This window comes from Mesorhizobium sp. WSM3224 (genome assembly GCF_000427725.1).
Taxonomy (GTDB): Bacteria; Pseudomonadota; Alphaproteobacteria; order Rhizobiales; family Rhizobiaceae; genus Mesorhizobium.
Genome location: NZ_ATYO01000010.1, coordinates 111143 through 135495, shown reverse-complemented (window position 1 = coordinate 135495; position 24353 = coordinate 111143). Strand labels below are relative to the sequence as shown.

Annotated in this window: 23 protein-coding genes; 13 read left to right on the top strand and 10 right to left on the bottom strand. The window is 64.6% G+C overall.

Going from position 1 to position 24353, the window contains the following annotated elements:
• Positions 1-9: 9 nt before the first annotated feature.
• The 3 genes from YU3_RS0118705 to otsB all read left to right on the top strand — a co-directional run bounded on the left by YU3_RS0118705 (position 10) and on the right by otsB (position 4893).
• Positions 10-2172 (top strand): amylo-alpha-1,6-glucosidase, encoded by a 2163-nt coding sequence (locus YU3_RS0118705; protein ID WP_027167698.1) that lies wholly within the window; start codon positions 10-12, stop codon positions 2170-2172.
• A 148-nt stretch (positions 2173-2320) separates the two neighbouring features.
• Entirely contained in the window at positions 2321-4114 is a 1794-nt protein-coding gene (locus YU3_RS0118700; protein ID WP_027167697.1) for a trehalose-6-phosphate synthase, read from the top strand.
• Positions 4111-4893, top strand: coding sequence for a trehalose-phosphatase (gene otsB / locus YU3_RS0118695; RefSeq protein ID WP_027167696.1), 783 nt, complete (start codon positions 4111-4113; stop codon positions 4891-4893). Before YU3_RS0118700 ends, otsB begins: the two co-directional genes overlap by 4 nt.
• A 131-nt stretch (positions 4894-5024) precedes the next feature.
• Here otsB and YU3_RS0118690 read toward each other — a convergent pair whose 3' ends face one another.
• From YU3_RS0118690 to YU3_RS0118655, 8 genes are all read right to left on the bottom strand, one after another.
• On the bottom strand, positions 5025-6101 hold the full coding sequence (locus YU3_RS0118690) for an ABC transporter ATP-binding protein (RefSeq protein ID WP_027167695.1): 1077 nt from the start codon (positions 6099-6101) through the stop codon (positions 5025-5027).
• Positions 6098-6898: an ABC transporter permease gene (locus YU3_RS0118685; protein ID WP_027167694.1), complete on the bottom strand. Its 801-nt coding sequence runs from the start codon at positions 6896-6898 to the stop codon at positions 6098-6100. The genes YU3_RS0118690 and YU3_RS0118685 overlap by 4 nt, the downstream gene beginning before the upstream one ends.
• A 1-nt stretch (position 6899) precedes the next feature.
• Positions 6900-7760: an ABC transporter permease gene (locus YU3_RS0118680; RefSeq protein WP_027167693.1), complete on the bottom strand. Its 861-nt coding sequence runs from the start codon at positions 7758-7760 to the stop codon at positions 6900-6902.
• 68 nt (positions 7761-7828) lie between these two features.
• Positions 7829-8833, bottom strand: a complete 1005-nt coding sequence (locus YU3_RS0118675) for an ABC transporter substrate-binding protein (RefSeq protein WP_027167692.1) — start codon at positions 8831-8833, stop codon at positions 7829-7831.
• A gap of 61 nt (positions 8834-8894) precedes the next feature.
• On the bottom strand, positions 8895-10370 hold the full coding sequence (locus YU3_RS0118670; RefSeq protein ID WP_027167691.1) for an aldehyde dehydrogenase: 1476 nt from the start codon (positions 10368-10370) through the stop codon (positions 8895-8897).
• Positions 10367-11419, bottom strand: a complete 1053-nt coding sequence (locus tag YU3_RS0118665; RefSeq protein WP_027167690.1) for an LLM class flavin-dependent oxidoreductase — start codon at positions 11417-11419, stop codon at positions 10367-10369. Before YU3_RS0118665 ends, YU3_RS0118670 begins: the two co-directional genes overlap by 4 nt.
• Before the next feature lie 5 nt (positions 11420-11424).
• Positions 11425-13236, bottom strand: coding sequence for an alpha/beta fold hydrolase (locus YU3_RS42130; protein ID WP_027167689.1), 1812 nt, complete (start codon positions 13234-13236; stop codon positions 11425-11427).
• The gene (locus tag YU3_RS0118655) at positions 13229-13816 is read right to left on the bottom strand and encodes an amino acid synthesis family protein (RefSeq protein ID WP_027167688.1); all 588 of its coding nucleotides are present in this window, start codon (positions 13814-13816) and stop codon (positions 13229-13231) included. The genes YU3_RS42130 and YU3_RS0118655 overlap by 8 nt, the downstream gene beginning before the upstream one ends.
• A 139-nt stretch (positions 13817-13955) precedes the next feature.
• Here YU3_RS0118655 and YU3_RS0118650 point away from each other — a divergent pair, with 139 nt between their 5' ends.
• Positions 13956-14633: a GntR family transcriptional regulator gene (locus tag YU3_RS0118650; protein WP_027167687.1), complete on the top strand. Its 678-nt coding sequence runs from the start codon at positions 13956-13958 to the stop codon at positions 14631-14633.
• A gap of 9 nt (positions 14634-14642) precedes the next feature.
• Here the strand turns inward: YU3_RS0118650 and YU3_RS0118645 are convergent, their stop codons facing one another.
• Positions 14643-15674 carry a hydroxyacid dehydrogenase gene (locus tag YU3_RS0118645; RefSeq protein WP_027167686.1) on the bottom strand — a complete coding sequence of 344 codons (1032 nt, stop codon included), beginning with the start codon at positions 15672-15674 and terminating at the stop codon, positions 14643-14645.
• 143 nt (positions 15675-15817) lie between these two features.
• On the opposite strand from YU3_RS0118645, the gene YU3_RS0118640 reads away from it, so the two are divergent.
• From YU3_RS0118640 to YU3_RS0118620, 5 genes are all read left to right on the top strand, one after another.
• On the top strand, positions 15818-16894 hold the full coding sequence (locus YU3_RS0118640; protein ID WP_027167685.1) for a LacI family DNA-binding transcriptional regulator: 1077 nt from the start codon (positions 15818-15820) through the stop codon (positions 16892-16894).
• Between the two features lie 62 nt (positions 16895-16956).
• Positions 16957-17946: a substrate-binding domain-containing protein gene (locus tag YU3_RS0118635; RefSeq protein ID WP_027167684.1), complete on the top strand. Its 990-nt coding sequence runs from the start codon at positions 16957-16959 to the stop codon at positions 17944-17946.
• 66 nt (positions 17947-18012) lie between these two features.
• Entirely contained in the window at positions 18013-19005 is a 993-nt protein-coding gene (locus YU3_RS0118630) for an ABC transporter permease (protein ID WP_027167683.1), read from the top strand.
• Positions 19002-19778, top strand: coding sequence for an ATP-binding cassette domain-containing protein (locus tag YU3_RS0118625; RefSeq protein WP_027167682.1), 777 nt, complete (start codon positions 19002-19004; stop codon positions 19776-19778). The genes YU3_RS0118630 and YU3_RS0118625 overlap by 4 nt, the downstream gene beginning before the upstream one ends.
• 1 nt (position 19779) lies before the next feature.
• A complete protein-coding gene (locus tag YU3_RS0118620; RefSeq protein WP_027167681.1) occupies positions 19780-20634 on the top strand; it encodes a sugar phosphate isomerase/epimerase family protein in 855 nt (284 codons plus the stop codon).
• Between the two features lie 131 nt (positions 20635-20765).
• On the opposite strand, the gene pcaQ is transcribed toward YU3_RS0118620, so the two are convergent.
• Entirely contained in the window at positions 20766-21683 is a 918-nt protein-coding gene (pcaQ, locus tag YU3_RS0118615; protein WP_027167680.1) for a pca operon transcription factor PcaQ, read from the bottom strand.
• 92 nt (positions 21684-21775) lie between these two features.
• Between pcaQ and pcaD the strand changes: the two genes are divergently transcribed.
• The 4 genes from pcaD to pcaG are packed head-to-tail and all read left to right on the top strand — an operon-like array spanning position 21776 to position 24344.
• On the top strand, positions 21776-22588 hold the full coding sequence (gene pcaD / locus YU3_RS0118610) for a 3-oxoadipate enol-lactonase (RefSeq protein ID WP_027167679.1): 813 nt from the start codon (positions 21776-21778) through the stop codon (positions 22586-22588).
• Positions 22581-22985: a 4-carboxymuconolactone decarboxylase gene (gene pcaC / locus YU3_RS0118605; protein ID WP_027167678.1), complete on the top strand. Its 405-nt coding sequence runs from the start codon at positions 22581-22583 to the stop codon at positions 22983-22985. The genes pcaD and pcaC overlap by 8 nt, the downstream gene beginning before the upstream one ends.
• Positions 22972-23730, top strand: a complete 759-nt coding sequence (pcaH, locus tag YU3_RS0118600; RefSeq protein WP_027167677.1) for a protocatechuate 3,4-dioxygenase subunit beta — start codon at positions 22972-22974, stop codon at positions 23728-23730. Before pcaC ends, pcaH begins: the two co-directional genes overlap by 14 nt.
• Positions 23730-24344 (top strand): protocatechuate 3,4-dioxygenase subunit alpha, encoded by a 615-nt coding sequence (pcaG, locus tag YU3_RS0118595; RefSeq protein ID WP_027167676.1) that lies wholly within the window; start codon positions 23730-23732, stop codon positions 24342-24344. Before pcaH ends, pcaG begins: the two co-directional genes overlap by 1 nt.
• The last annotated feature ends 9 nt before the right edge of the window (positions 24345-24353 follow it).

The window sequence follows — 24353 nt, the reverse complement described above, 5'->3', positions numbered from 1 at the left end:
AGGTGACGAATGACGGAGCTCGACGAGCGCAAGCTCGATCCTGCCGTGGCCCTTTCCACGCTCGATGAAACGGGGCCGCGGGAACCGCACCGGCTTTTTGCCCTCAAGCAAGGTGACTGCTTCGCCGTCGCCGACGCCTATGGCGACATCAGGGGGTCGGGCGACGGGTTCTTCCGCGACGACACGCGCGTGCTGTCCGAATTCCGGCTGACCATCGGCGGCAGGCCGATGTCGCTGCTCGGCGCCTCGCTCAGCCAGGACAATGTGCTGTTCACGTCCAACCTGACCAACCTGCCGATCCAAAGCGCGGGCGGCCGCGATATCCCGCAGGGCGCGATCCATATCGAGCGAGTCAGGCTGCTGTGGCAGGACAGGCTGTTCGAGCGCATTACGCTTGCCAACTATAGCCGCGAGCATTCGACCATTACGGTCTCGCTGCATTTCGCAGCCGACTTTCGCGACATGTTCGAGGTGCGCGGCTCGACGCGGGTCAAGCGCGGCACGACGCATTTGGCGAGGACCGAAAAGGGGTCCGTCATGCTCGGATATGACGGTCTCGACGGGCTGCCACGCCTGTCGGCAATCTCATTTTCGCAGGCGCCCGATAAATTGGGCGACAACCGCGCCGATTTCCTGATCGCTGTGACCAAGCGCAGCAGGAAAGTGCTTTATGTCGAAGTCGGCCCGGAAGCTTCGGAAGCCCCCAATCGCGACCGGTTCCGCGCAGCCGCCGCGCGTGCCCGGTTCGGGATGCGCGCCAAACGGCGACATGGGGCGACAGTGCGCAGCTCAGGCCGCGTCTTCAACGACTGGGTGGAACGCGCCCGCGCCGATGTCGCTCTGCTCACCACGGAGCTTTCGACTGGGCCCTATCCCTATGCCGGCATTCCGTGGTTTTCGACGGCATTCGGCCGCGACGGCGTGATCTCCAGCCTGCAGATGCTCTGGCTCAATCCCGGACTGGCGCGCGGCGTTCTCTCATTTCTCGCGGAGCATCAGGCAACGGAGACCTCGCCTTTCAGTGATTCCCAGCCGGGCAAGATCATGCATGAGACGCGCAAGGGCGAGATGGCGGCGCTGCGCGAGCTTCCCTTCGGCCGCTATTATGGCGGTGTCGACACCACGCCGCTTTATATCCATCTTGCCTCGGCCTATGCCGACCGTACCGGCGACATGGCGTTCATCGATAAGCTCTGGCCATCGCTCAAGGCCGCTGCCGAATGGACGGAGGAGGCGAGCCGCGCCACCGGCTTCGTCACCTACCAGCGCGCCGCCGAATCCGGCCTTGCAAACCAGGGCTGGAAGGACAGTTTCGATTCGGTGTTCCACGCCGACGGGCGCATTCCAAAGGGGCCGATCGCGCTGGTCGAAGTGCAAGGCTACGTCTTTGCCGCCTTCCGCGGCATGGCGGCGCTCGCGCGCCGCCGCGGCGAATTCGCGGACGCCGAGCACTGGGAAGGCCGCGCCGAGGAAATACGGATCGCGGTGGAACGCGATTTCTGGCTCGACGACATGAACTTCTACGCCCTGGCCATCGATGGCGAGGGCCAACCATGCAAGGTTCGAACATCAAACGCCGGGCACCTGCTTTTTGTCGGGCTGCCGCAGCCCGAGCGTGGAAAGCTGGTCGCCGAGCAGTTGCTGTCGGCCTCCTTCCATTCCGGTTGGGGACTGCGAACGCTCGCCGACGATGCGGTGTTCTTCAACCCGATGTCCTATCACAACGGCTCGATCTGGCCGCATGATACGGCGCTTTGCGGCGTGGGCCTCGCCCGTTACGGCGAGCGCGACAGCGTGGTGCGGCTAATGAGCGGCACGTTCGAGTCGGCCGTGCATTTCAACATGCGGCTACCGGAACTGTTCTGCGGCTTCGCTCGGGCGCCGGGCGAGGCACCGATCGCGTATCCGGTAGCCTGTCTGCCGCAGGCCTGGTCGGCAGGCTCCACTTTCATGCTTATGCAGGCCTGCCTGGGACTTGAAATCGACGGTTGGGAAGGCGAATTGCACGTCACCCGCCCAAGGTTGCCGATCGGCATCGACACGCTCACGCTGCGGCATCTCTCTGTCGGCGACAGGGCGGTCGATCTCACCTTCCAGCGGGTCGGCGACCGTGTCGCCGCCTTCCTGCCCGACCAGCACGAAGGCCAGGTACCGCTCATCGTTCGCACATAAATAAAGCCCCGCAAACCCGCGTTCAACAATCGAAAAATGTCGGAACCCATGGCCGGGTTGTGCGTTCCATACCTGAACCGGTCTGCCGGTCCGCAGCCGGCAAGAATGAAAACAAAGAGCGGACAGCCGGAGGCAACCTGACATTTCAATGACACAATATGGCGTCGACCTGTTTTTGGTCCTTATTCTCGCAAGCCTCGGACTTTCCGCTCTCGCGATCTTCATTTCGATATCCCGCCATCGCCGCAATCACTTGAGTGCGTCAGCTACGCCGGGTTCCAGCGATGACTTCGCCACTGAAGCAGCGCGCAAGGTGCTGCGCGAATTCGAGAAGAACGGGCAGTCCGTCGACGCGGCTCTGGTCACTTGGTCGCCGGACACGTTGCGCAAGATCCTCGCCGACGAACTGCCGGATGCGCAGGTGATCGTCGTCTCCAATCGCGAGCCTTATATCCACAACGAAACAGAGGATGGCGATGTTGAGCTTGTCGTGCCGGCGAGCGGGCTGGTCTCGGCGCTGGAGCCGATCACGCGTGCCTGCGCCGGCACCTGGATTGCCTATGGCGGCGGCAGCGCCGACCGGACGGTGGTCGACAGGAGCGACCGTGTACAAGTGCCGCCCGGCAATCCATCCTACACGCTGCGCCGGGTCTGGCTGAGCGAGGACGAATATCAAGGCTACTATCTTGGCTTCGCCAATGAGGGCTTGTGGCCACTTTGCCATATCGCCTTCACGCGCCCGATCTTCCGCACCTCCGACTGGGACGCCTACGAAACGGTCAATCGCAAATTCGCCGACACGGTGGTTGCCGAAGCGCGCAACGAACGGCCGATCGTGCTGGTCCAGGACTATCACTTCGCGCTTTTGCCGCGCATGATCCGCGAGCGTCTGCCGGAGGCGATCATCATCACCTTCTGGCACATACCGTGGCCGAACTCGGAAGTGTTCAGCATCTGTCCGTGGCGCGAGCATATCCTCGACGGCCTGCTCGGCAGTTCAATCATCGGCTTCCACACCCAGTTCCATGCCAACAACTTCACCGAAAGCGTCGACCGCTTCATGGAAAGCCGTATCGAGCGGGCGGATGCGGCCGTCTCCTATGGCGGCCAGGTCACGCTGGTGCATGCCTATCCGATCTCGATCGAATGGCCGGTCGAGCTGCTCAAGGCACTGCCAAGTGTCGAAGAGTGCCGCGCCCGGATCCGCAAACGGTTCGGCATCCCAGCCGATGCCAAGCTCTGCGTCGGCGTCGAGCGCCTCGATTACACCAAAGGCATCCTCGACCGCTTCCACGCGCTGGAGGAGTTGTTCATTCGTCATCCTGAAATGATAGGGAAGGTGGTGTTCCTCCAGATCGCCGCCCCCAGCCGCGGCACGTTGCCGGCTTACAAGCATCTGCACGAGGAATGTCTGCACTATGCCGACGAGCTCAACGAGCGCTACGGCAACGAGACCTACCGGCCTGTCGTGCTGGTGGCGGAACATCACGCCCAGAAAGGTGTCTACGAGATCTATCGCGCCGCCGACATCTGCATGGTCACCAGCCTGCATGACGGCATGAACCTCGTTGCCAAGGAGTTCGTGGCGTCGCGCGACGACGAGCGAGGCGTGCTGCTGCTCAGCACCTTCGCCGGCGCCTCGCGCGAATTGCTGGAGGCGCTCATCGTCAATCCTTACGACGCAGCGATGATGAGCGAGGCGATGCTGCAGGCGCTGACGATGGGGCCGGACGAGCAGCACGAGCGCATGCGGCGCATGCGCGAGATCGTGCGCGACAACAATGTCTATCGCTGGGCCGGCAGCATGCTGCTCGACGCAGCGCGGCTGAGGAAGCGCGGCGACCTCGACCGGGTCACGGCTTCATACGACCGGCCGACGGGTCCCACCGGCGACAATGTCGTTTCCATGTTCGAACGCAAACAGGCAGTCGGATTCCGATGAATAGTCAGGCAGATCTTACCCCGCCGCTTCCCGAAGGCCGCTGGGCGCTTTTCCTCGACATCGACGGCACCTTGCTGGAGCACGCGGCGCATCCGGACAGCGTGTCGGTCAGCGACGAGTTGCGCCATTTGCTGGAGGGGGTCGAGCGGCGGCTGGACGGAGCGCTCGCCTTCATCACCGGTCGCTCGATCGCGGCCGTGGACCAGCTGTTCGATCCCTTGAAGCTGCGGATCGCCGGCCTCTACGGGCTGGAGCACAGGATTGCACCAAATGGGAAGATCGAGGCCACCGGTGCGCCGGCGGATATGGCGGCACTCGCCGATGAGATCGAATTGGAGCTGGCAAGCAAGGCGGTCTATGTCGAGCGCAAGGGCCCGGTGCTCGCCATCCACACGAGAGCCGCGCCGCAGCTTCTGGCGCGGGCGACGGAATTGGTCGAGGCGGCGCTTGACCGCCTGCCGAAGGGCTACCGGGTGATCGCCGGCAATGCCGGCGTCGAGCTTATGCCGCTGGAAGCCGCCAAGGGCGCCGCGATCCGGCGTTTCATGCAGATCGATCCTTTCACTGGCAGGCGCCCGGTGTTCCTCGGCGACGACACGTCCGACGAGAACGGCTTCGACACGGTCAATGCTGCGGGAGGAATTTCGATACGGGTGAAGCCGCAGGGCGAGACCACCGCGCGCTTCGCCATCGAGAATGTCGCGAGCGCCATTACCTGGCTCGAAGCCAATTTCGGGGAACCGGCCAAGCAGGCAAGCCGCAGCGATCTCGTCGCCTAACCCGGTTGGGCGGCGCGCTGCTATTGCTGCTGCAAAACCAAGCGAATCAAGGCTGAACTCCTTTTTCCAGCCTTGAATCAAAGGTTTGCCGGATTGGGAACCCCCCTCCCTGTCCTGAATGTCCACGAGTTCTAGGCGGGAAACAGGAAGGCGCCGCCGGGATCGAAGAACACCCGCCGCCGGCCCGGCGAGGTATCTTGCGTTGCCGCCATCGAGGACGTCGGCCTGATGTCGATTTCCTGTCCGGCGCTTGTGCGCGCGACGATGCGCCGGCGCTCGCCGTAGAAGGCGATGTCGACGATCTCGACGGAAAGCTCGGCATTGTTCGGCGAGCGTTCCAGGCGAAATGCTTCCGGCCTGATCATCAGCCTGGTTTTCTGCCCTCGCTCGAAGCTGCCGTTCGCGTTTATGCCGGAGACGAGCGAGCCGTCGGCGAGGCGAATGGTGGAGGCGCCGCTCACCGTTTCCAAATGTTCGGCGGCGAGGAAATTCGAGTTGCCGATGAAGCCGGCGACAAAATCGGTGGCTGGCCGCAGGTAAAGGTCCTCGCCGGTGCCGATCTGCTCGATGCGGCCGTCGCGGAAGAGCGCGATGCGGTCCGACAGATGCAGCGCCTCTTCCTGGTCATGCGTGACATAGAGGATGGTGACGCCCGTCTCGCGGTGGATGCGGCGGATCTCGGCCTGGATCTCCTCGCGCAGTTTCTTGTCGAGCGCCGAGAGCGGCTCGTCCATCAAAAGGATCGGTGGGTCATAGGCCAGCGCACGGGCGAGCGCGACACGCTGCTGCTGGCCGCCCGAGAGCGCCGCGGGCAGCCGCTCGGCGAAGTTCTCGAGCCGCACCAGCGAAAGCATGTCGGCGACCTTGCGCTTGACCTCGGCATCCGGCCGGCGGCGCACGCGGAGCGGGAAGGCGACGTTTTCGGCGACGCTCAGATGCGGAAACAGCGTGTAGCGCTGGAAGACCATGCCGATGTTGCGCTTGTGCGAGGGCACCGACAGCAGCGACTTGCCCTGCAGCAGCACGTTGCCGGAGGTCGGATCCTGGAAGCCGGCGATGGCGTAGAGCGTCGTCGATTTGCCCGAACCCGACGGACCGAGGAAGGTCAGGAATTGGCCCTTGGGAATGTCCAGTGTCACATCATGAACGGCGGTGAAGGCACCGAATACCTTGCGCAATTTGCGGATCGAGAGAAAGGGCTGGGTCATGTCTGCAGCTTTCGGCGCAAGAGGGCCGTCACGATCATCAGGGCCAGCGTGAGCGCGACAAGCAGGCTGGAGGCGGCGGCGATGACGGGGGTGAGGTCGGATCGCAGACTGCCCCAGATCTTGACCGGCAAGGTCTGCAGGGTGGGGCTGGCCATGAAGATCGCCACGACCACCTCGTCCCAGGAGGCGAGGAAGGAAAAGATGGCGGCGGAGAAGATGCCGATGCGGATCGACGGCAGGGTGATCCGCAGCTTCGCCTGAAGCGGGCTCGCGCCGCAGACGATGGCCGCATCCTCGATCGACTTGTCGAAACCTTCGAGCGCCGTGGCGATCGGGATGATGGCGAAGGGGAGCGCCAGCACGGTGTGGGCGACGACGAAGCCGATCGTCGTGCCGCCCAGTCCAAGCCGCAGGAAGAAGGCATAGATGGCGATGGCGAAGACGACGACCGGCAGCACCATCGGCGTCAAGAGCAGCCCGCGCAGGATCTCGCGCCCGCGGAACTGGCCGCGAACCAGCGCGAAGGAGGCGAGCAGGCCGATGGTTACGGCGAGGATTGCCGTCATCGTTGCGATGCGCGCGCTGGTGAGGGCCGCTTCGATCCAGGACGGATCGGCAAACAGCTCCTGATACCATTTCAGCGTCCAGCCGGGCGGCGGAAAGGCAAGCCAGCGCGAGGAGCCGAATGAGAGCAGCACGATAAAGACCACCGGCAGGAGCAGGAATGCCGCGACCAAGGCGGTGAAGCCTAGCAGGGCAATTTTCAGCCAGCCGAGGCGGTCATAGTCGAGCAGCATCTCAGGCGCCTCCCACCGCACGCCTGGCGCCGACAAGGCGCAGTTGCAGCGCGTAGAGCGCCATGGTGACGACGAGCAGGATGAAGGCGGCGGCGCTGCCAAGACCCCAGTTGAGCAGCGACTGGATCATCTGCGCGATCATTTCGGCGAGCATCATGTTCGACGTGCCGCCGAGCAGCGCCGGTGTGACGAAATAACCGAGCGACATGACGAACACCATCAGGCCGCCGGCGGCGATCCCGGGCAGCGAGAGTGGCAATAGGATGCGGCGGAAGGCGGCGAGCGGGCTGGCGCCGCAGAGGGCCGCGGCGCGCAGCGTCATCGGGTCGATCGCCCGAAGCGTGCCGACCAGCGGCAGGATCATGAAGGGCAGCATGATGTAGACCATGCCGATGGTCACACCCGTCAGATTGTTGATGAGCGGCAGCGGCTGGTCGATGATGCCGGCGCCAATCAGTGCCCGGTTGATGACGCCGGTGCGCTGCAAGAGCACCATCCAGGCATAGGTGCGGGTCAAGAGGTTCGTCCACATCGACAGGATGATGATGCCGAACAGGATCGAGGCCAGCGCCGGCGGCATGATCGCCAGCATCCAGGCGACCGGGAACGCGACCAGCACGGTGACGATGGTGACGACGAAGGCGACCAGGAAGGTGTTGAAGAACACCCGCGCATAAGTGCCGTCGCCCAGCAGCGCCGCATAATTCTGCAGGCCGGGAGCGGGGTCGGTGACGCTGCGCAGCAAAAGCGCCAGCACCGGCACGACGAAAAACAGTCCGATCAGGATCAACGCCGGAAGCAGGCCGCTGAGGCCTGCCGGTACTCGCGGGGCTGCGATCCCTTGCTGTGCTTCCACCGACATGGCGGTAATCCCGGATTGCGGATCGGGACAGCTGGTGCCATCCCGATCCTGTCAGGAAAAGACGGGCGTCACTTCGCCTGCCAGGCGTACCAGCGCGTGGCGATCTCGTCGCGATGCTCGGCCCAATAGTTCATGTCGAGGTTGATCTGGCCGTCGACATGGGCGTCGGGCAGGCCCTTGACTACGTCGGCGGGCATTTCAGCCTTGGCCTTGGTGTTGATCGGCGCGTAGCCGCTCGCCTCGGCGAATTTCGCCTGCCCGGTCGGGCTGGTCGCCGCAGCGAGGAATTTCATGGCGGCGTCCTTGTTCTTGGCGCCCTTCGGGACAACGAGAACGTCGGCTGCGGTCAGGTTCTGGTTCCAGGAGACGCCGACATCTGCGCCGTCCTTCTCCAGCGCGAAGACGCGGCCGTTCCAGAGCTGGCCGAAGGCGGCCTCGCCGGAGGCGATCAGCTGCTGCGATTCTGCCCCGCCGCTCCACCAGACGATATCCGACTTGATGGTGTCGAGCTTCTTGAAGGCGCGGTCAAGGTCGAGCGGATAGAGTTTGTCGGCGGGCACGCCGTCGGCGAGCAGAGCGATCTCGATCACGCCCGGCGCCGACCATTTGTAGAAGGTGCGCTTTCCAGGGAATTTCTTGGTGTCGAACATGTCGGCCCAACTCGCCGTTTCGCCGGAGACGGCGCCCTTGTTCCAGGCGAGCACGAAGGAATAGTAGAAGCTGCCGACGGCATTCTCGTTGCTGAAGCGCGGGTCGAGATCGGCCTTCGGCACGGCGGCGAAGTCGATCGGCTCGAGCAGACCGTCCTTTGCGGCCTTGATGGCGAAGTCCATCTCGACATCGACAACATCCCAGGTGACGTTCTTGGCGTCGATCATGGCCTTCAGCTTGCCATAGTCGGTCGGCCCGTCCTGCAGCACCTTGATGCCCGACGAGGCGGTGAAGGGTTCGGCCCAGGATTTGGTCTGGGCTTCCTGGGTCGTTCCGCCCCAACTGGTGAACACCATCTCGTCGGCCCTTGCGGCCGCGGTCGCCATCAGTCCGGCAAGGATGCCGGCGAAAATCAGTTTCATGTCGTTCTCCTCTGATTGGTTGTTCCGTTTCTTATTCTTGTCTGCACCCTCGCCATGCGCCTCAGCGCATGACGAAAGGATCGGGGATCGGGTCGTCCGAGGTGCGGATCCACACCGATTTCGAGCGTGTGTAATCGCGAATGGCATCGAGGCCGCCTTCGCGGCCGAGGCCCGAAAGGCCATAGCCGCCGAAAGGGACCAGCGGCGAGACGGCGCGGTAGGTGTTGACCCAGACGACGCCGGCACGGATGCCGCGCGCCATGCGATGCGCCTTGGCGAGATTGCTGGTGAAGACCCCGGAAGCGAGCCCGAAGGGCGTGTCGTTGGCAAGCGCCAGCGCTTGCGCCTCACTGTCGAAGGCAAGCACGCTGAGCACCGGGCCGAACAATTCCTCGCGCACGCAGGCGAGGGCCTGGTCCTGCGCCTCGATGATCGTCGGCGCGTAGTAAAATCCGTCAGCCTTGTCCTTAGGCCGCGCGCCGCCGGTGATCAGCTGCCCGCCCGCCGCCACGCTTTCGGCGACTATCGCCTCGATCCTCTCGCGCTGGCGCGAGGTCGCCAATGGACCCATCTCGGTAGCGGGGTCCTGCGGGTCGCCGATGACGATGGCTTCAGCCTTGCGCTTCAGCCGGGCAAGGAAGTCATCCTTGACGGAGCGCTCGACGAGGAGGCGTGAACCTGCAACGCAACTCTGGCCGGTGGCCGCGAAGATACCGGCGACGACGGCATTGGCGGCGCTGTCGAGATCGGCGTCGGCGAAGACTGCTACCGGGCTTTTGCCGCCGAGCTCGAGCGTCGTGTAGGCGAGGTTCTCGGCCGTGTTGGCAACGATCCGCCGAGCGGTTGAGGGGCCGCCGGTGAAGGCGACGCGCGCGACGAGCGGATGGCTGGTCAGGCGATGCCCGCAATCATGGCCGAAGCCGGTGATGATGTTGACAGCGCCGGCTGGAAAGCCGGCTTCGCTAACCAACTCGGCGAAAGCGAGCAGGGGTGCCGGGCCATCCTCGGAGGCCTTGAGCACGACGGTGCAGCCGGCGGCCAGCGCTGGGCCTAGCTTGACCGCTGACAGGAAAAGCTGCGAGTTCCAGGGCACGACGGCGGCGACGACGCCGATCGGTTCGGGCCGAACCGTCACCTCCATGTCGGCCTTGTCGATCGGGATGAAGGCGCCTTCGTGCTTGTCGGCGAGGCCGCCGTAATAGCGGTAGTAGTCGCCGACATAGGCGATCTGGGCGCGCGTCTCGCGGATGATCTTGCCGGTGTCGCGCGTTTCCAGCTCGGCCAGGCGGCCGGCATTAGCGGCGACGAGATCGCCGAGCCTGACCAGCAGCTTGCCGCGCGCGCTCGCGGTCATCGCCGCCCATGGACCGGAGCGCAGCGCCCGGTGCGCGGCCTCCACGGCGCGGTCGACATCGGTAATGGAAGCTGCGGGCATCGTCGCCCAGCGCAGGCCCGTCGACGGATCGATGCTCTCGAAAGTGGAGGAAGGCTCCTCGAACTCGCCGTCTATGTAGTTCCTGAACGTCGTGCTGCTCATCGCGACCCTGCCTCCTGGAAGGCCGGCATCACCTTGTCGATGAACAGCCGCAGCGATTTCTTCTTGCGCTCGTGCGACAGGCCGCTGTCGATCCAGATCGAGTACTGGTCGTAGCCTTGCGCCTCATAGGTCTTCAGCCTGGCGATCACCTGGTCGGCCTCGCCGATGACGAGGTTCTGCCTGATCTTATCCGGTGCGTATTGCGGCATGGCCGCTATCTCGCCCTCGGTCAGCGGCGCCAGGATACCCTGGCGCACCGGCTTCTTGTTCTGGAACCAGGCGCCGAACTGGCAGTAGAACTGCGACAGGTCCTGCGTCAGGCGCTCGGCGTCGGCGGCGTCCTCGGCCACGAAAGTGTGCATCAGGAGCATGATTTCCGGCCGCGCGATGTCGGGATGCGCCTGGCAAGCGGTGTTGAAGCGCTCCATCAGGCTCGCCACCTCGCCATCGCCGGAAGCCAACGGCGTCACCTGGACCTGGCATTGGTTGGCGACCGCGAAGTCGTGCGAGTTCGGATCGCGGGCCGCCACCCAGATCGGCGGATAGGGCTTTTGCACGGGCTTGGGCGAAGAGGTGGTTGGCGGAAACTGCCAGAACTCGCCGGAATGCTCGTAGTCGCCGTCCCAGAGGCCGCGGATCGCCGGGATGATCTCGCGCATGCGCTGGCCGGCGCCCCAGGCATCCAGCCCCGGGAAGACGCGCTGATATTCATAGCTATAGGCGCCGCGCGCGATGCCCAAGTCCAGCCTGCCACCAGTGATGACATCGGCCATCGCCGCTTCGCCGGCGAGTTTGATCGGATGCCAGAAGGGCGCGATGATCGTGCCGGTGCCGAGCCGGATGGTTTTCGTCTTGGCGGCCAGATAGGCGATGTTGATGAAGGGATTCGGCGAGATGGTGAATTCCATCCCGTGATGCTCGCCGATCCAGGCTGCCTCGAAACCCGCCGCTTCAGCCAGCAGGACGAGTTCTTCCAGTTCCGTCAGCAAATCGGAATGCGGCTTGGCGAGATCCGAGCGCTCCATATGGACGAAAAGCGAAAATTTCATCGGTCTCACCGCTGGCCGGAATGGATTGGGCCGGAATGGATTGGCGCTGATGGCGCCGGCTTGGCGAGCGGCCGGACCTCGCCTTCGATCTCGTTGCCGACATAGACGCCGAAAGTGTCCTCGGCACGCTCGCGTGCATAGCGGGCGAGCATCGAGCGCACAGCCGGGTCGGCGATCCTCAATTCGGCCATGCGTTCGATCTCGACAAAGCGGATATGGCCGTCTCCGGAGACGGGGGCCTCCACCGTTCCGCGATAATAGACATGGGTGCGCGAAGCGACCGTCGCGTCGTCCCACACCGCGTAGAGGAAGCCGAGTTCGGCGTCGATGCCCTTGGCGGCAAGCCGTCCCCTGAGGCTGCGAGGGTCGTTCGCGGCGCCCAGTCCATGCCCGGCCGGCAATAGGTAGGATCCCTCGGCAGTCTCGAAGAAGAGCACGCGGCCTTCGTTCTCGAGGATGGCGCCGACCTCGGTTCCGGGCGGAGCGGCCGCCGCGAGCGCGTCCTGGCTGAGGCCCGGCGTGACATAGGCGCCCCGGCAATAACCGAGAGGCTGCGCGCCGTTGTGGGTGAAGTCATGGACGCGGCCAATGAGGATCGAATGATCGCCGGCATCGATCAACTGTTCCATGCCGCAATCGAACACCGCTACCGATCCCTCGATCAGCGGATTGCCGGTCTGTCCGGACTGCCATGCCACGGAGGCGAACTTGTCCGCGGCCTTCGAGGCGAAGATGCCAGACGCTGCTTTCTGCGCTTCCGACAGAATGTTGATGGCAAAACCTCTTGAGGTCGAGAAAGCCCGATGCCCCATCGCCTTCTTGGCGATGCAGACCAGCACCAGCGGCGGATCGAGCGAGACCGAGGTGAAGGAATTGGCGGTGAAGCCGCGTGGGTCGCCGGCCTCGTCGATCGTCGTGACGATGGTGACGCCGGTCAGGAAGGAACCCAGCGCGCGCCGGAATTCCATGGCATCGAATACGGGGTCGATCTCAATGGCCACAGGGCGAACAGCCGTGACCTGGTCGAGAAAGGCCGTGATGCGCTGAGTCACTTTTTGCGGCGAAGCGATTGTCATCATGTGCTTTTCGCCGCTCAGCACCAGGCATTGCCCGGCCGGCGCAAGCCGCGCCATCGCCGCGGACATGGCGGGTGTCGAGTTGCGATCTTCCGAGCCGGTCATGAACAGCGCGGGTGCCGAGAGATCGGCAAGGCGATCGGTGTGCTCGGTATCGGCATGGGCAAAGAGACGATAGGTGCGGGCATAGCCTTCTGCGTCGACGCTTTCGAGCGCCGAGCGGGCCGTCGCGGCCGCGTCCGCCAGAAGCGGCGGGATCGGATTGCCGAACCAGCGGGCAATCGTCGCGGCGATGGCCGACGGATCGCCGGGGCCGCCGAGTGCGGCCGCCCGTTCGTGCACTGCTTGCGCGAGTTCGGGCGGGCGACGGAAGACGGCGTTGAGGCAGACGAGCGAACCGACGCGGGACGGGGCCTGGAGCGCCAGTTCCTGGGCGACCAACGCGCCCATGGAGTGGCCGACGACCGCCACGCGGTCGAGGCCAAGATGATCGAGAAGACGGATCGCCTGATCGGCGAAGTCGGACAGGTTGGCGTTTTCCGGGGGCAGGGGCGAGGCGCCATGGCCAAGCATGTCGATGGCGATGACGTCGAAGCGCCCCTGCATCGAGGCGATCTGCGGTTGCCAGATCGCAGCATCCATGCCGACGCCGTGGATCAGCAGGACCGGCGCGCCCGAACCGGCCCGGATGAAGCCGGTGCCGTCGGGAGCTTTGCTGCGGATCGTCGCGGCGTCAGCCATGCAGGTCTCCGAGCTCCTTCAGGTCCTGATAGCGATCGCCGATGCGGTGATGCGGCCGGCCGCCGATGGACGCGCCGAGCGCCACCACCAGTTCGTCCGGGGCGGGTGCGTCGCCGATCTGGAAATGCACGGTGAGATAATGGGAGCGGCGGCCTTCGTCGCTTTTGTCCATCAGCGGTATCATGATCGGCGTGTTGGGACCGCCGCGCAGATTGGTGAAGGCGAGGTAGGTCTTGGCGCCGACGGCGCGGCGATAGTGGTTGCCGAAATGCAGGGTGTGGATCAGCGCCGACGCGTGCTCGATCTCGCCCGACGTGCCGCAGATGGCGGCTTTGCCGTAGCCTTCAATCGCTTCGCCCGAGCCCGCCACGCCGATGATTTCATTGGTCAGCGTTTCGCCGAGCACAGGCGCGAAGGCACGGATCTCCGGGGAGAGGTCCTCGGTGAAGCCACGGCCGGCCCACGGGTTGGTCAGGACGGCGGCGACGCCGATCAGGCGCAACGGCCGTGGAGCCGCCCTGCCGCCCTCGATCAGCGTGTTCTCGGTGTAGGTCACGATCTTGCGAATGGCCGGCTGCATGGAATTCCTCGGATGGAGCCGCTCGCGGCTGCATCATCTTTTGTATCGTCTTATGGTATACCATGCTATGGAGTGCCGTATGCCTTGTCAACTGGCCATGGAATCTGTTTTGTGAGAGGCGAAAAGGCGGAAGGAAAAAATGGCTGACGACACGCTTCGCATCGACCGCACCGCCAAGACGCTGAGGACACTCGCGTTGGAGCGGATGCGCGAAGCGATCATGGATTTTCATTTCCAGCCCGGCGAACGGCTGGTCGAGCGGCCGCTCTGCGATCAGCTGGGGGTCAGCCGTTCGGTTGTGCGCGAGGTGTTGCGGCAGCTGGAGGCCGAGGGCCTTGTACAGATGATAGCCGGGCATGGACCGGCGGTGGCCAAGCCCGATCTTGGCCGGACCGACGAGATCTACGAGCTGCGCGCGCTGCTCGAAGGCATAGCGGCCAGGGCCTGTGCCGCTTCGGCCACCGACGACCAGATCGCCTTGCTCGATGCGGCGCTGGCAAAGCTGTTTGAAGCATGGGCGTCGGGCGTGCCGGCCGAGGTCATGCGGGCAACCGCGAGGTTTTACGAGGTGCTGTTCGAAGCCGCCGACAAGCGTATCGCGTGGGAGATCGTCACCGGTCTCAATGTCCGCATCAACCAGCTGCGTTCGATGACGATCACGTCGCCGAACCGCCGCGAGCCGGCGATCGCCGAAATGAACGCCATCATGGATGCGATCCGTTCGCGCAAGCCGGAAGCGGCGGAGGCCGCGGCCCGGCGGCATGTGGAGACGGCCTGGCAAATTGCGCGCGACGCGCTTCGGCTCGGCACGCTGTAGACAGGTTGTTCAGTTCCTGTCGACGGGCTTGGAGCGCATCCTCGACACCGTCTCGCGCTCCGCCCGCTTGGAGCGCATTGGCGGCAGGCCGCGGTCGATCAGGTCCGTGTCCTCCAGCACCATGTCGCCCATACGCTTGAAGGCGATATCGAGCGCGCCGGCGCGATGTGCCGAACGCAGGAAGCCGGGGAGGGCGCGGACAGGATGGTCCTGCGCCAGCGGCTCGTCAGGGAAGACGTCGCTGGCGGCAACGATGTGCCCGCTCTTCACCGCCGCCATCAGCGCCGGGAAATCGACGACGCCGGCGCGGCTGAGCAGGATGAAGGCGGCGCCCTTGCGCATTTGGGCAAACGAGTCCGCGCCCAGAAAACCTTGGTTCTCGCTGGTGACGGAAGCGACGACGAAGACGAAATCGCTTTGCGTCAGCACCCCATCCAGCGAGGCGGGCTCGACGCCGTTGTCGATCAGGATCGACGGTGGCAGCCACGGATCGTAGACTTTCGTGCGGGTGCGAAAGCCGGTCAGCAGGCGGTTGAGCGCGCGGCCGAGGTCGCCGAAGCCGATGATGCCGACATCGGCACCGGACAGCAGCCGCGCGGTCTGATTGCCGTCGCCGCCCCACAATTCCTTGCCCTGCCGGAAAGCGAGGTCGGCGTCGACGATGTTGCGCGCCAGGTTCAGCGCCATGGCAAGGCCGAGCTCGGCGACCGGCTCGGCAAAGACCAGGCCGGTGGTGACGACATGGATGCCGCGCGCGAACAGCGTCTCATACGACATATTGTTGATGAGGTTGGTCTCGACGTTGAAGATGCAGCGCAGCGCCTTCAGCTTCTCCAGCGTTTCCGCTGATATCGGTGGCTGGCCGACGATATAGCGCGCTTCGGCCAGCACATCCGGTGGCAACTCGGCTACGCCTTCAGGCGTTGTCTCGACGATGCGATATTTGTTGCGAAACAGCGCCAGCTGCGGCGGCGTGAAGATTAAATCGAGCGTGCGCGGTTCGGGTGCGCTGATCACCAGCGGCAAGGCTTTGTTTGGCATGACGTTCCTCCCGGCGCGATTGGATCGCGTCAATCACATCCACGTTTTCTACTCCTGATGAAACGATTTACAACAGCGAAAAATCGATTTATCCATTACATTAACGAGCGGGCAGGCGGCTGTCTGCCCTCGGGAGGAGATTAATGGCGCAACAGGAAGGCCCGCAGCGGCGTCCGTCGATCCACGACGTGGCAAGCCACGCCGGCGTGTCCGCGGCCACCGTCTCCAAGGTGCTGGCCGGCGTCACCACGGTGAGGCCGGAAAACGCGCAGCGTGTCTTCGATGCCGTCGAACTGCTGGGCTATCGCGTTGATCCTTTAGCCTCCGACATGCGCCGCGCCAAGCGCCGCATCATCGGCGCCATCATGCCGGAATTCGAAAGCGAGTTCTTCGGCCAGATGGTCACCGAGTTGGAAGGCCTGGCCGAGCAGCGCGGCTTCACGCTGGTCGCGGCATCGAGCCGTGAATCGGAAACGCGCGAGAAAGAGATTCTCGCCCGCATGCATGACTGGCGCGTCGCCGGCGTGGTGCTGGCGCCGGTGCGCAACGAGCATGGGCCGGCGGCCGCCTTCATGAAAGCCAACGGTATGACCGGCGTGCTGATCGACCGCGTCCTGTCCGACGACGCCTTCGACACGGTATCGGCAGACAGCGCCGCCGCCAGCGCCGAGGTGGCGCGGATGCTGATCGGCAAGGGGCACAGCCATATCCTGGTCATCGGCCTTGCCGAGCAGGCGGCGACCGTGCGCGCCCGCCTTGAGGGTTTTCGCGCGCAGGCGCTGGCGCTCGACCCGTCGGTGCGCATCGACGTCATCACTTCGGAAGTCAGCGTCGAGCCGCTCAGGTCTTCGCTTCGCGATTACTTTGCCAGGGGCGAGCGGCCGACGGCCGTCTACTCGCTGTTGCTCAAGGGCACGCTTGTCGCGTTGTCCGAATTCCGCCGGCGCGGCTGGCATTGCCCGAACGACATCTCGCTGGTCGGCTTCGACGACGCGGAATGGATGCAGGTGACATGGCCGGCGATCGCCGCGGTGGTGCAGCCGGTGCGCCAGATCGCCAGCGAGGCGATGAACCTTTTGTTTCGCAGGGTCGAAGGTGCTGTGGGACCGCCCACTGCGCGGCTCGAACCCTGCCAGGTGTTGATGCGGGAATCCGTTGGCTCGCCAGGCAGCGGCCCGCATTCCGGGGGAGGAGACCGACAAATGCCCCCATTGTCGTGAACGGTAGAAAAACGCCGGCCCTGGCCTAGGCGTCCGGCGCCAAGGATCAAACGGAGGATAAGATGATATCGCATCTGTCAAAGATAAATCGATTTACACTCGCCATCGGTGTCGCGCTTGCGTTTTGCGCCGTCGGCACCGCCAGGGCCGAGGACGGCGAGTACGGCGTGCTGATGAAGACGCTGGCCAATCCGTTCTGGGGCGCCATGGCGCAGGGCGTTGCGGACGGCGCCAAGGAAGCCGGCGTGAAATACTTCCAGCAGGCGGCCGAGAGCGACCAGGCGGCCGAGCCGCAGCTCAACCTGTGCAACACCATGCTTGAGCGCAAGCCGGTGGCGATGATCACCGCCGCGATCAACTCGACCAACCTTCTGCCTTGCCTGAAGTCGGCGCAGGACGCCGGCATCAAGATCGTCGACCTCGACAACAATCTCGACCAGGCGGTGCTCGACAAGGAAGGCGTCAAGGTCACCTTCCATATCGGGTCCGACAACATCGCCGCCGGCGCGCAAGGCGCCGAGTATCTCGCCTCCAAGCTCGGCAAGGACGCCAAGGGTCCGGTGCTGGTGATCGAAGGCCTGTCTGGCAATATCACCGGCGAGAAGCGCGCCAAGGGCTTTGCCGACAAGTTGAAGGAACTGGCGCCCGGCCTCGAAATCGTCGCCTCGCTGCCGGGCGACTGGGATCGAGGCAAGGCCGCTTCCATCGCCACCGACACGCTGACCGCGCATCCCGATCTCGTCGCCATCTTCTGCGCCAATGACGGCATGGCGCTGGGCGCGGTGGAATCGGTCTACGCCGCCGGCAAGGGCGAGCAGGTGACGATCATCGGCGTCGACGGCAACTCGGACGCCGTGAAGTCGATCAAGGAAGGCCGGCTCAATGCCTCGGTGGCGCAGCTGCCCTATCTGGTCGGCAAGCAGGCGGTCGAGAACGTCAAGAAGGCGCTGGCCGGCGACAAGGTCGAGGACAGCATCGCCGTGCCAACGCTGGTGCTGACCAAGGACGTGATCGACGCCGGCAAGGAGCCGATGCTGCAGTACGTGAAATAGTCCTCCCGGACGGGCTGGCGCGGGTCTACCCTGCGCCAGCCAACTTTTTTGCAACAGCGAGGCAAGATGGCTTCCGAAACGACGCAGCCCGGTTTCTGGGCTCGGGTGCAGCGCGCATCCGTCGAAAGGCTCCACATCAGGCTGGAGTCGCTGGTGGTGCTTCTGGCGCTGAGCACGGCGATGGCGCTGCTGTCGCCCTATTTCCTGTCGCTCAGCAATTTCCTCAACATCCTGCTCGCGACCTCGACGATCGGCGTGCTGGCGATCGCCGCCACCTTCGTCATCGGCTCGGGCGGGCTCGACCTGTCGCTCGGCTCGGTGATGGGGCTGGCCGGCGTCGCGGGAGCCTTCGTGGCGGTCAATCTCGGCTGGCCGTCGGTGCTGGCGGTGATCGCCTGTATTTTGGCCGGCGCGATCGCCGGCTACATCAACGGGCAACTGGTCACCCGCGCCTTCGTGCCGGCCTTCATCGTCACGCTCGGCATGCTGGGCCTGGCGCGCGGTCTGGCGCTGGTCATCTCGCAGGGCCGGGCGATCTATGGCCTGCCGCCCGAGATCGTCTATATCGGTCAAGGCCGGCCGTTCGGCATTCCGATGCCGGTGATCATACTGGTGCTGACAGCGATCATCGCGCATTGCGCGCTCGCCTATACGCGCTTCGGCCGCCATACGCTGGCGCTGGGGGATAGTGAGAGTGCTGCCCGCGCGGCCGGCATCCGCGTCGAGCATCACCGCCGCATCATCTACACGCTCTCCGGCGCGCTCGCCGGGCTCGCCGGCCTGCTCTTCACCGCCCGCGTCAATGCCGGCGATCCGACGGCCGGCATCAATTACGAGCTCACCGCGATCACGGCGGCGATCATCGGCGGCACCAATCTGTTCGGCGGCCGCGCCTCGATCCTCGGCACAATGATCGGCGCGCTGATCATGGGGGTGCTGCAGAACGGGCTGACGCTGCTTGCGGTGCAGTCCTACTACCAGCAGATGGCGATCGGCGCCGTGCTGATCCTCGCTGTCTTCATCGACCAGTACCAGGTGCGGAAGGAGTCGCGCGTATGACCCTGCTTTCGCTTCAAGGCATCCGCAAAAGCTTCGGCGCGGTCGACGTGCTGCATGGCGTGGATCTCGCGGTCGACGCCGGCGAGGTGGTCGGCCTCGTCGGTGACAATGGCGCCGGCAAGTCGACGCTGATGAAGACCATCACCGGCATCTACCGCGCCGACACCGGTTCGATCGAATTCGATGGCAAAGACATCCTGCCGCTCGATCCCGGCCAGCGGCGCCGACTTGGCATTGAGATGATCTATCAGGACCTGTCCTTGGCCAAGCAGCAGGACGTGGCCTCCAACATCTTCCTCGGACGCGAACCGGTGAAGAAACTGTTCGGCGTCATCCCGGGCTTCGTCGACAAGGGCGAGATGGACCGCCAGGCGACAAAGATGATCGAACGGCTTGGCGCGCATCTGCCGTCGATCAACCGGTCCGTCGGCTCGTTCTCCGGCGGTCAGCAGCAGACGGTGGCGATCGCGCGCGCGCTCACCTTCAACCCGAAGCTCGTCATCATGGACGAGCCGACGGCGGCTCTTGCGGTGCGCGAGGTGCAGAGCGTGCTCGACCTCATCCGGCGGCTGAAGTCGGAAGGCATCGCCGTCATCCTGATCTCGCACCGGCTGAACGACGTGCTGTCGGTCACCGACCGCATCGTCGTGCTGCGCCACGGGCGGGCGGACGCCGATCTCGTCACCGCCAAGACCAACATGAACGAAGTCGTCAGTCGTATCGTCGGCGGCGGCGATACGGCCGCTGCCGCGGCGCACGAGCAACGAGGCTGACATGAATACCTTCGGACTGCACACTTTCGCCATCGCCCCGGTCTGGGACCTCGCCCGCATCGAGCCGCAGATGGACCGGCTGAAGGAGTTCGGCATCGGCCTCATGGAAATCCCGCTGCTGCGGCCCGAGGAGATCGACACCAGGCGCACGCGCGGCTTCGCCAACCATTACGGCGTCCAGCTCATTCCGTCGCTCGGCCTCCCGCGCGCGCTCGACGTGGTCGAGCGGCCGGACGAGGCGCTCGACTTCCTGCAGCCGGCGTTCAAGGTCTGCAACGAGGTGGGCGCCGAGGCGCTCGGCGGCGTCACCTATGGCACGATAGGCAAGACCACCGGGCGTGCGCCGATGCAAAGGGAAATCGACGGCATGTGCCGCTTCCTCGACCGGGCGGCGAAATCTGCCAAGGCGCGCAGCCTCAAGCTCGGCATCGAGCCTTGCAACCGCTACGAGACGCATCTGATCAACCGAGGCATCGACGCGGCGCGGATCATCGAGCGCGTCGGCGCCGACAACATCTTCATCCATCTCGACACCTACCACATGCATATCGAGGAAGAGAGCTTTGCCTCAGGGTTCGAGGCGGCGGCGCCCTATCTCGGCTATGTGCATGTGTCGGAGGCCAATCGCGGCGTGCCGGGGCGCGGCATGCTCAACTGGGCGGCCTGCATGAAGGCGATCGCCGACATCGGCTATGAGGGCGCGATCACGCTCGAAAGCATGAACCATGTCGATGTTGACATCGCCGGCGGGCTGGCGGTCTGGCGGCCGGTAGCGGAGGATCCGCGCGACGTGATCGAGGTCGGTCTGCCGTTCCTGCGCGAGGAAGCGAAGAAGGCCGGGCTCACGCTCGGGTAAGCCAGCGTCTCACTTCGCTGGAACACCCCTCATCCGTCTCGGCGCTGCGCGCCGATCCACCTTCCCCCACAAGGGGGGAAGGAAGAATCAGACGGGTAGTGCTGACCCGGATCTTCGATCGTCACTCTGCGTCAAGCGTGGTGCCGCGCTGCCTCGCGGATCGTCTGCAGGAGGATGGTGAAGGCGGGCGAGGGCGCAGTGTCGGTGCGCATGGTCAAGCCCACCGGCCCTTTGGTCTCTTCCGTGTCCACCGGCAGGGCGACAAAGGCACCGCTGGTGATCTCATTGGCGACGACGCCGGCCGAGATGATCCATACCGCATTGCTCTGCCGCATGAAGGAGCGGCCGAAGGAATCGGAAACGGTTTCGATCTCCGTGGCCGGCGCGGTCATGCCATTGGTGATGAAGAGCCAGTCGACGAAAGGCCGGATGACGGATTCCCGTGTCGGCATCAGGACGGGAAACTCGTCCAGCCGCGCGAAGATGTCCGCACCCGGTTCTGTCAATGGATGACCGTCACGCACGACGAACAGCACCTGTTCGGAATAGAGGTGCTCGAAGAAGAAGCCAGTCATATGCTCCGGCATCGCGAGGCGGCCGACGACGAGGTCGAGCGCGCCGACGCGCAACTGCTCGAGCAGCACCGCGTTCTCGCCGGTGACGATCTTGAGCGCGGCGCCGGTGTTCTCTTCGAGGAACAGGTTCATGGCAAGCGGCATCACACGCGCCGATACGGTCGGCAGCGCGCCGATGCGGATCGGGTCGCGGTTGACGGCGCCGTCCTGGCGCACGGAATCGACGCCGCGCTTCAGCGCCGATATCGCCGAACCGGCATGTCCAAGAAAGATTTCGCCGAGGCGCGTGACACGGATGCCGCGCCCGTCGCGCTCGACCACGGCGACGCCGAGCGCTTCTTCCAGCTCGCGCAAAGTCTTGGTCACGGCAGGCGCGCTGACATGCAGGAAGTCGGCGGCGCGCGCGACGCTGCCTTGCCGCGCGACTTCAAGAAACGCCTGCAGATGGCGGAAGCGGATCCGGCTTTCGGCCATGGTTCGATAACCTCAGAGTTAATGAAACGCCGCAAAATATCATTTTACCGAACCAAACAGCTCGTGCAATGTGGCTTTGGAGGATCGAAACCGTGCCATTCGTCAGCATAGGCGGCGTCGCGCTGCATCACCGCCATATCGAGGCGACCGGCACGTCGCGACCGATCGTCTTCATCAATTCGCTGGGCACCGATTTTCGGATCTGGGACGACGTCCTCGCAAAATTGACGGGCGAAATGTCGATGCTGGTCTACGACAAGCGCGGTCACGGGCTGTCTGATATCGGCGCCGGCGTGCGCTCGATCGACGATCATGTCGATGATCTGGTCGCCCTCATCGACCATTTCGGTTTCGGCAAGGTCGTGCTCTTCGGCCTCTCCGTCGGCGGTATGATCGCGCAGCGGCTTTATACCCGCCATCCGAAATGTGTAGAAGCGCTGATCCTCAGCGACACGGCGCATAAGATCGGCACCGCTGAAAGCTGGAACACGCGCATCGCAACCGTGGAGCGCGACGGCATCGAGGCGATCGCCGACGGCATCATGAAGGTGTGGTTCACGCCGGATTTCCATGCCGCGCGCGCGGCTGAACTCGCGGGCTGCCGCAACATGCTGCTCAGGCAGGCGCTGCCCGGTTACATCGGCACCTGCATGGCGGTGCGCGATGCCGATTTCACCGACAGCGCGCGGCGCATCGCGGTGCCGACGCTTTGCATCGTCGGCGATCAGGACGGCTCGACGCCGCCGGATCTCGTCCGCTCGCTGGCCGATCTGATTCCCGGCGCGCGCTTCGAAGTGATCCGCAATGCCGCGCACATCCCGTGCATCGAGCAGCCCGAAGCGCTCGTCACTTTGATCCGCGATTTCGTCGCCTCGTTGCCTGAGGGAAAGCCTGCTCATGGATGATGTCACGAAGAACCGCTACCGGACCGGTCTCGAAGTCCGCCGCTCCGTGCTGGGCAGTCCGCATGTCGACCGCGCCGAGGACGCCGCGACCGATTTCGACCGGCCGTTCCAGCAACTGATCACCGAGGCTGCCTGGGGAACGGTGTGGGCGCGGCCTGACTGGTCGAAGCGCGAGCGCTCGATCGTGACGCTGGCGCTGCTTGCGGCGCTCGGTCATGACGAGGAAGTCGCCATGCATGTGCGCGCCACCGCCAATACGGGTGCTACAAGAGACGACATCTGCGAGGCCTTCCTGCATGTCGCGATCTATGCCGGCGTGCCGGCGGCCAACCGCGCCTTCAAGATCGCCAAGGAGGTGTTCGCGCAAATGGATGGAGCCAAGACTGCCCATGGCTGAATCCGGCTCGAACCGCGCTCCGGAAACCGGCGCCTTCTTCCAGCGCGATCGCCAATGGCACCCGCCGGCATTCACGCCGGGCTACAAAAGTTCGGTTCTGCGATCGCCGCGCAAAGCGTTGCTGTCATTCGACAACACGTTGTCGGAGTTGACCGGTCCGGTATTCGGACACGCGATGCTCGGCGAGTTCGACAACGACCTGATCCACAATTTCGCCAAGCCCGGCGAGAGCGCCATCGGCGAGCGCATCATCGTCCATGGACGTGTGCTGGACGAGCGCGGCAAGGGCGTGCCGGGCGTGCTGCTCGAGTTCTGGCAAGCCAATGCCGGCGGGCGCTACCGCCACAAGAAGGACGGCTATCTTGCCCCGCTCGATCCTAATTTCGGCGGCTGCGGCCGCGCGATTACCGGCGAGGACGGCGGCTACGCGTTTCGCACCGTCAGGCCCGGGCCCTATCCGTGGCCGAACGGCCCGAACGACTGGCGGCCGGCACATATCCATTTTTCGGTGTTCGGCCACGGCTTCGCGCAGCGGCTGATCACGCAGATGTATTTTGAGGGCGATCCGCTGATCTGGCGCTGTCCGATCGTCGGTGGCATTTCCGACAAGGCTGCGGTCGAGGCACTGATCGCCGCGCTCGACATGCACTCGACCATCCCGATGGACGCGCTCGCCTACAAGTTCGACATCGTGCTGCGCGGGCGGCGCTCGACACTGTTCGAGAACAGGCCGGAGGGCAATTGATGGCGCAGTCGCTCGACCGGCTGAAGGAGAGCCCTTCGCAGACCGCCGGACCCTATGTGCATATCGGGCTGACGCCGAATTTCTGCGGCATCGGCGGTGTCTATGCGAGTGACCTCGGCTCGACGATGGTCAACGACCAGACCAAAGGCGAGCGGATCGAGCTGCGCATCCGCGTGCTCGACGGCACCGGCACACCGCTAAAGGATGCGCTGGTCGAGATCTGGCAGGCGGATGCCGCCGGGCTCTACAATTCGCCCGCAGAATTGCGCGGCACGGCCGATCCGAATTTCCTGGGATGGGGCCGGCAGCCGACCGACATGGAAACGGGCGTCTGCCTGTTCCAGACAATCAAGCCCGGCCGCGTGCCATTCCGCGACGGGCGCCTGATGGCGCCGCATATCACGTTGTGGATCGTGGCGCGCGGCATCAATGTCGGCCTCAACACCAGGCTCTACTTCTCCGACGAGGACAAGGCCAATGCCGAGGATCCGATCCTTGCGCGGATCGAGCATCGCCTGCGCGTACCGACGCTGATCGCGGAGCGCCAAGGCGACACCTACGTCTTCGACGTCCATCTGCAGGGCGAAAAGGAGACGGTCTTCTTCGACAGCTGACCGGCCACG

Bases quoted from the DNA above. Each gene is read 5' to 3' on its own strand.
- YU3_RS0118705 (WP_027167698.1), top strand. From the start codon at position 10: ATGACGGAGCTCGACGAGCGCAAGCTCGATCCTGCCGTGGCCCTTTCC.
- YU3_RS0118700 (WP_027167697.1), top strand. From the start codon at position 2,321: ATGACACAATATGGCGTCGACCTGTTTTTGGTCCTTATTCTCGCAAGC.
- otsB (WP_027167696.1), top strand. From the start codon at position 4,111: ATGAATAGTCAGGCAGATCTTACCCCGCCGCTTCCCGAAGGCCGCTGG.
- YU3_RS0118690 (WP_027167695.1), bottom strand. From the start codon at position 6,101: ATGACCCAGCCCTTTCTCTCGATCCGCAAATTGCGCAAGGTATTCGGT.
- YU3_RS0118685 (WP_027167694.1), bottom strand. From the start codon at position 6,898: ATGCTGCTCGACTATGACCGCCTCGGCTGGCTGAAAATTGCCCTGCTA.
- YU3_RS0118680 (WP_027167693.1), bottom strand. From the start codon at position 7,760: ATGTCGGTGGAAGCACAGCAAGGGATCGCAGCCCCGCGAGTACCGGCA.
- YU3_RS0118675 (WP_027167692.1), bottom strand. From the start codon at position 8,833: ATGAAACTGATTTTCGCCGGCATCCTTGCCGGACTGATGGCGACCGCG.
- YU3_RS0118670 (WP_027167691.1), bottom strand. From the start codon at position 10,370: ATGAGCAGCACGACGTTCAGGAACTACATAGACGGCGAGTTCGAGGAG.
- YU3_RS0118665 (WP_027167690.1), bottom strand. From the start codon at position 11,419: ATGAAATTTTCGCTTTTCGTCCATATGGAGCGCTCGGATCTCGCCAAG.
- YU3_RS42130 (WP_027167689.1), bottom strand. From the start codon at position 13,236: ATGGCTGACGCCGCGACGATCCGCAGCAAAGCTCCCGACGGCACCGGC.
- YU3_RS0118655 (WP_027167688.1), bottom strand. From the start codon at position 13,816: ATGCAGCCGGCCATTCGCAAGATCGTGACCTACACCGAGAACACGCTG.
- YU3_RS0118650 (WP_027167687.1), top strand. From the start codon at position 13,956: ATGGCTGACGACACGCTTCGCATCGACCGCACCGCCAAGACGCTGAGG.
- YU3_RS0118645 (WP_027167686.1), bottom strand. From the start codon at position 15,674: ATGCCAAACAAAGCCTTGCCGCTGGTGATCAGCGCACCCGAACCGCGC.
- YU3_RS0118640 (WP_027167685.1), top strand. From the start codon at position 15,818: ATGGCGCAACAGGAAGGCCCGCAGCGGCGTCCGTCGATCCACGACGTG.
- YU3_RS0118635 (WP_027167684.1), top strand. From the start codon at position 16,957: ATGATATCGCATCTGTCAAAGATAAATCGATTTACACTCGCCATCGGT.
- YU3_RS0118630 (WP_027167683.1), top strand. From the start codon at position 18,013: ATGGCTTCCGAAACGACGCAGCCCGGTTTCTGGGCTCGGGTGCAGCGC.
- YU3_RS0118625 (WP_027167682.1), top strand. From the start codon at position 19,002: ATGACCCTGCTTTCGCTTCAAGGCATCCGCAAAAGCTTCGGCGCGGTC.
- YU3_RS0118620 (WP_027167681.1), top strand. From the start codon at position 19,780: ATGAATACCTTCGGACTGCACACTTTCGCCATCGCCCCGGTCTGGGAC.
- pcaQ (WP_027167680.1), bottom strand. From the start codon at position 21,683: ATGGCCGAAAGCCGGATCCGCTTCCGCCATCTGCAGGCGTTTCTTGAA.
- pcaC (WP_027167678.1), top strand. From the start codon at position 22,581: ATGGATGATGTCACGAAGAACCGCTACCGGACCGGTCTCGAAGTCCGC.
- pcaG (WP_027167676.1), top strand. From the start codon at position 23,730: ATGGCGCAGTCGCTCGACCGGCTGAAGGAGAGCCCTTCGCAGACCGCC.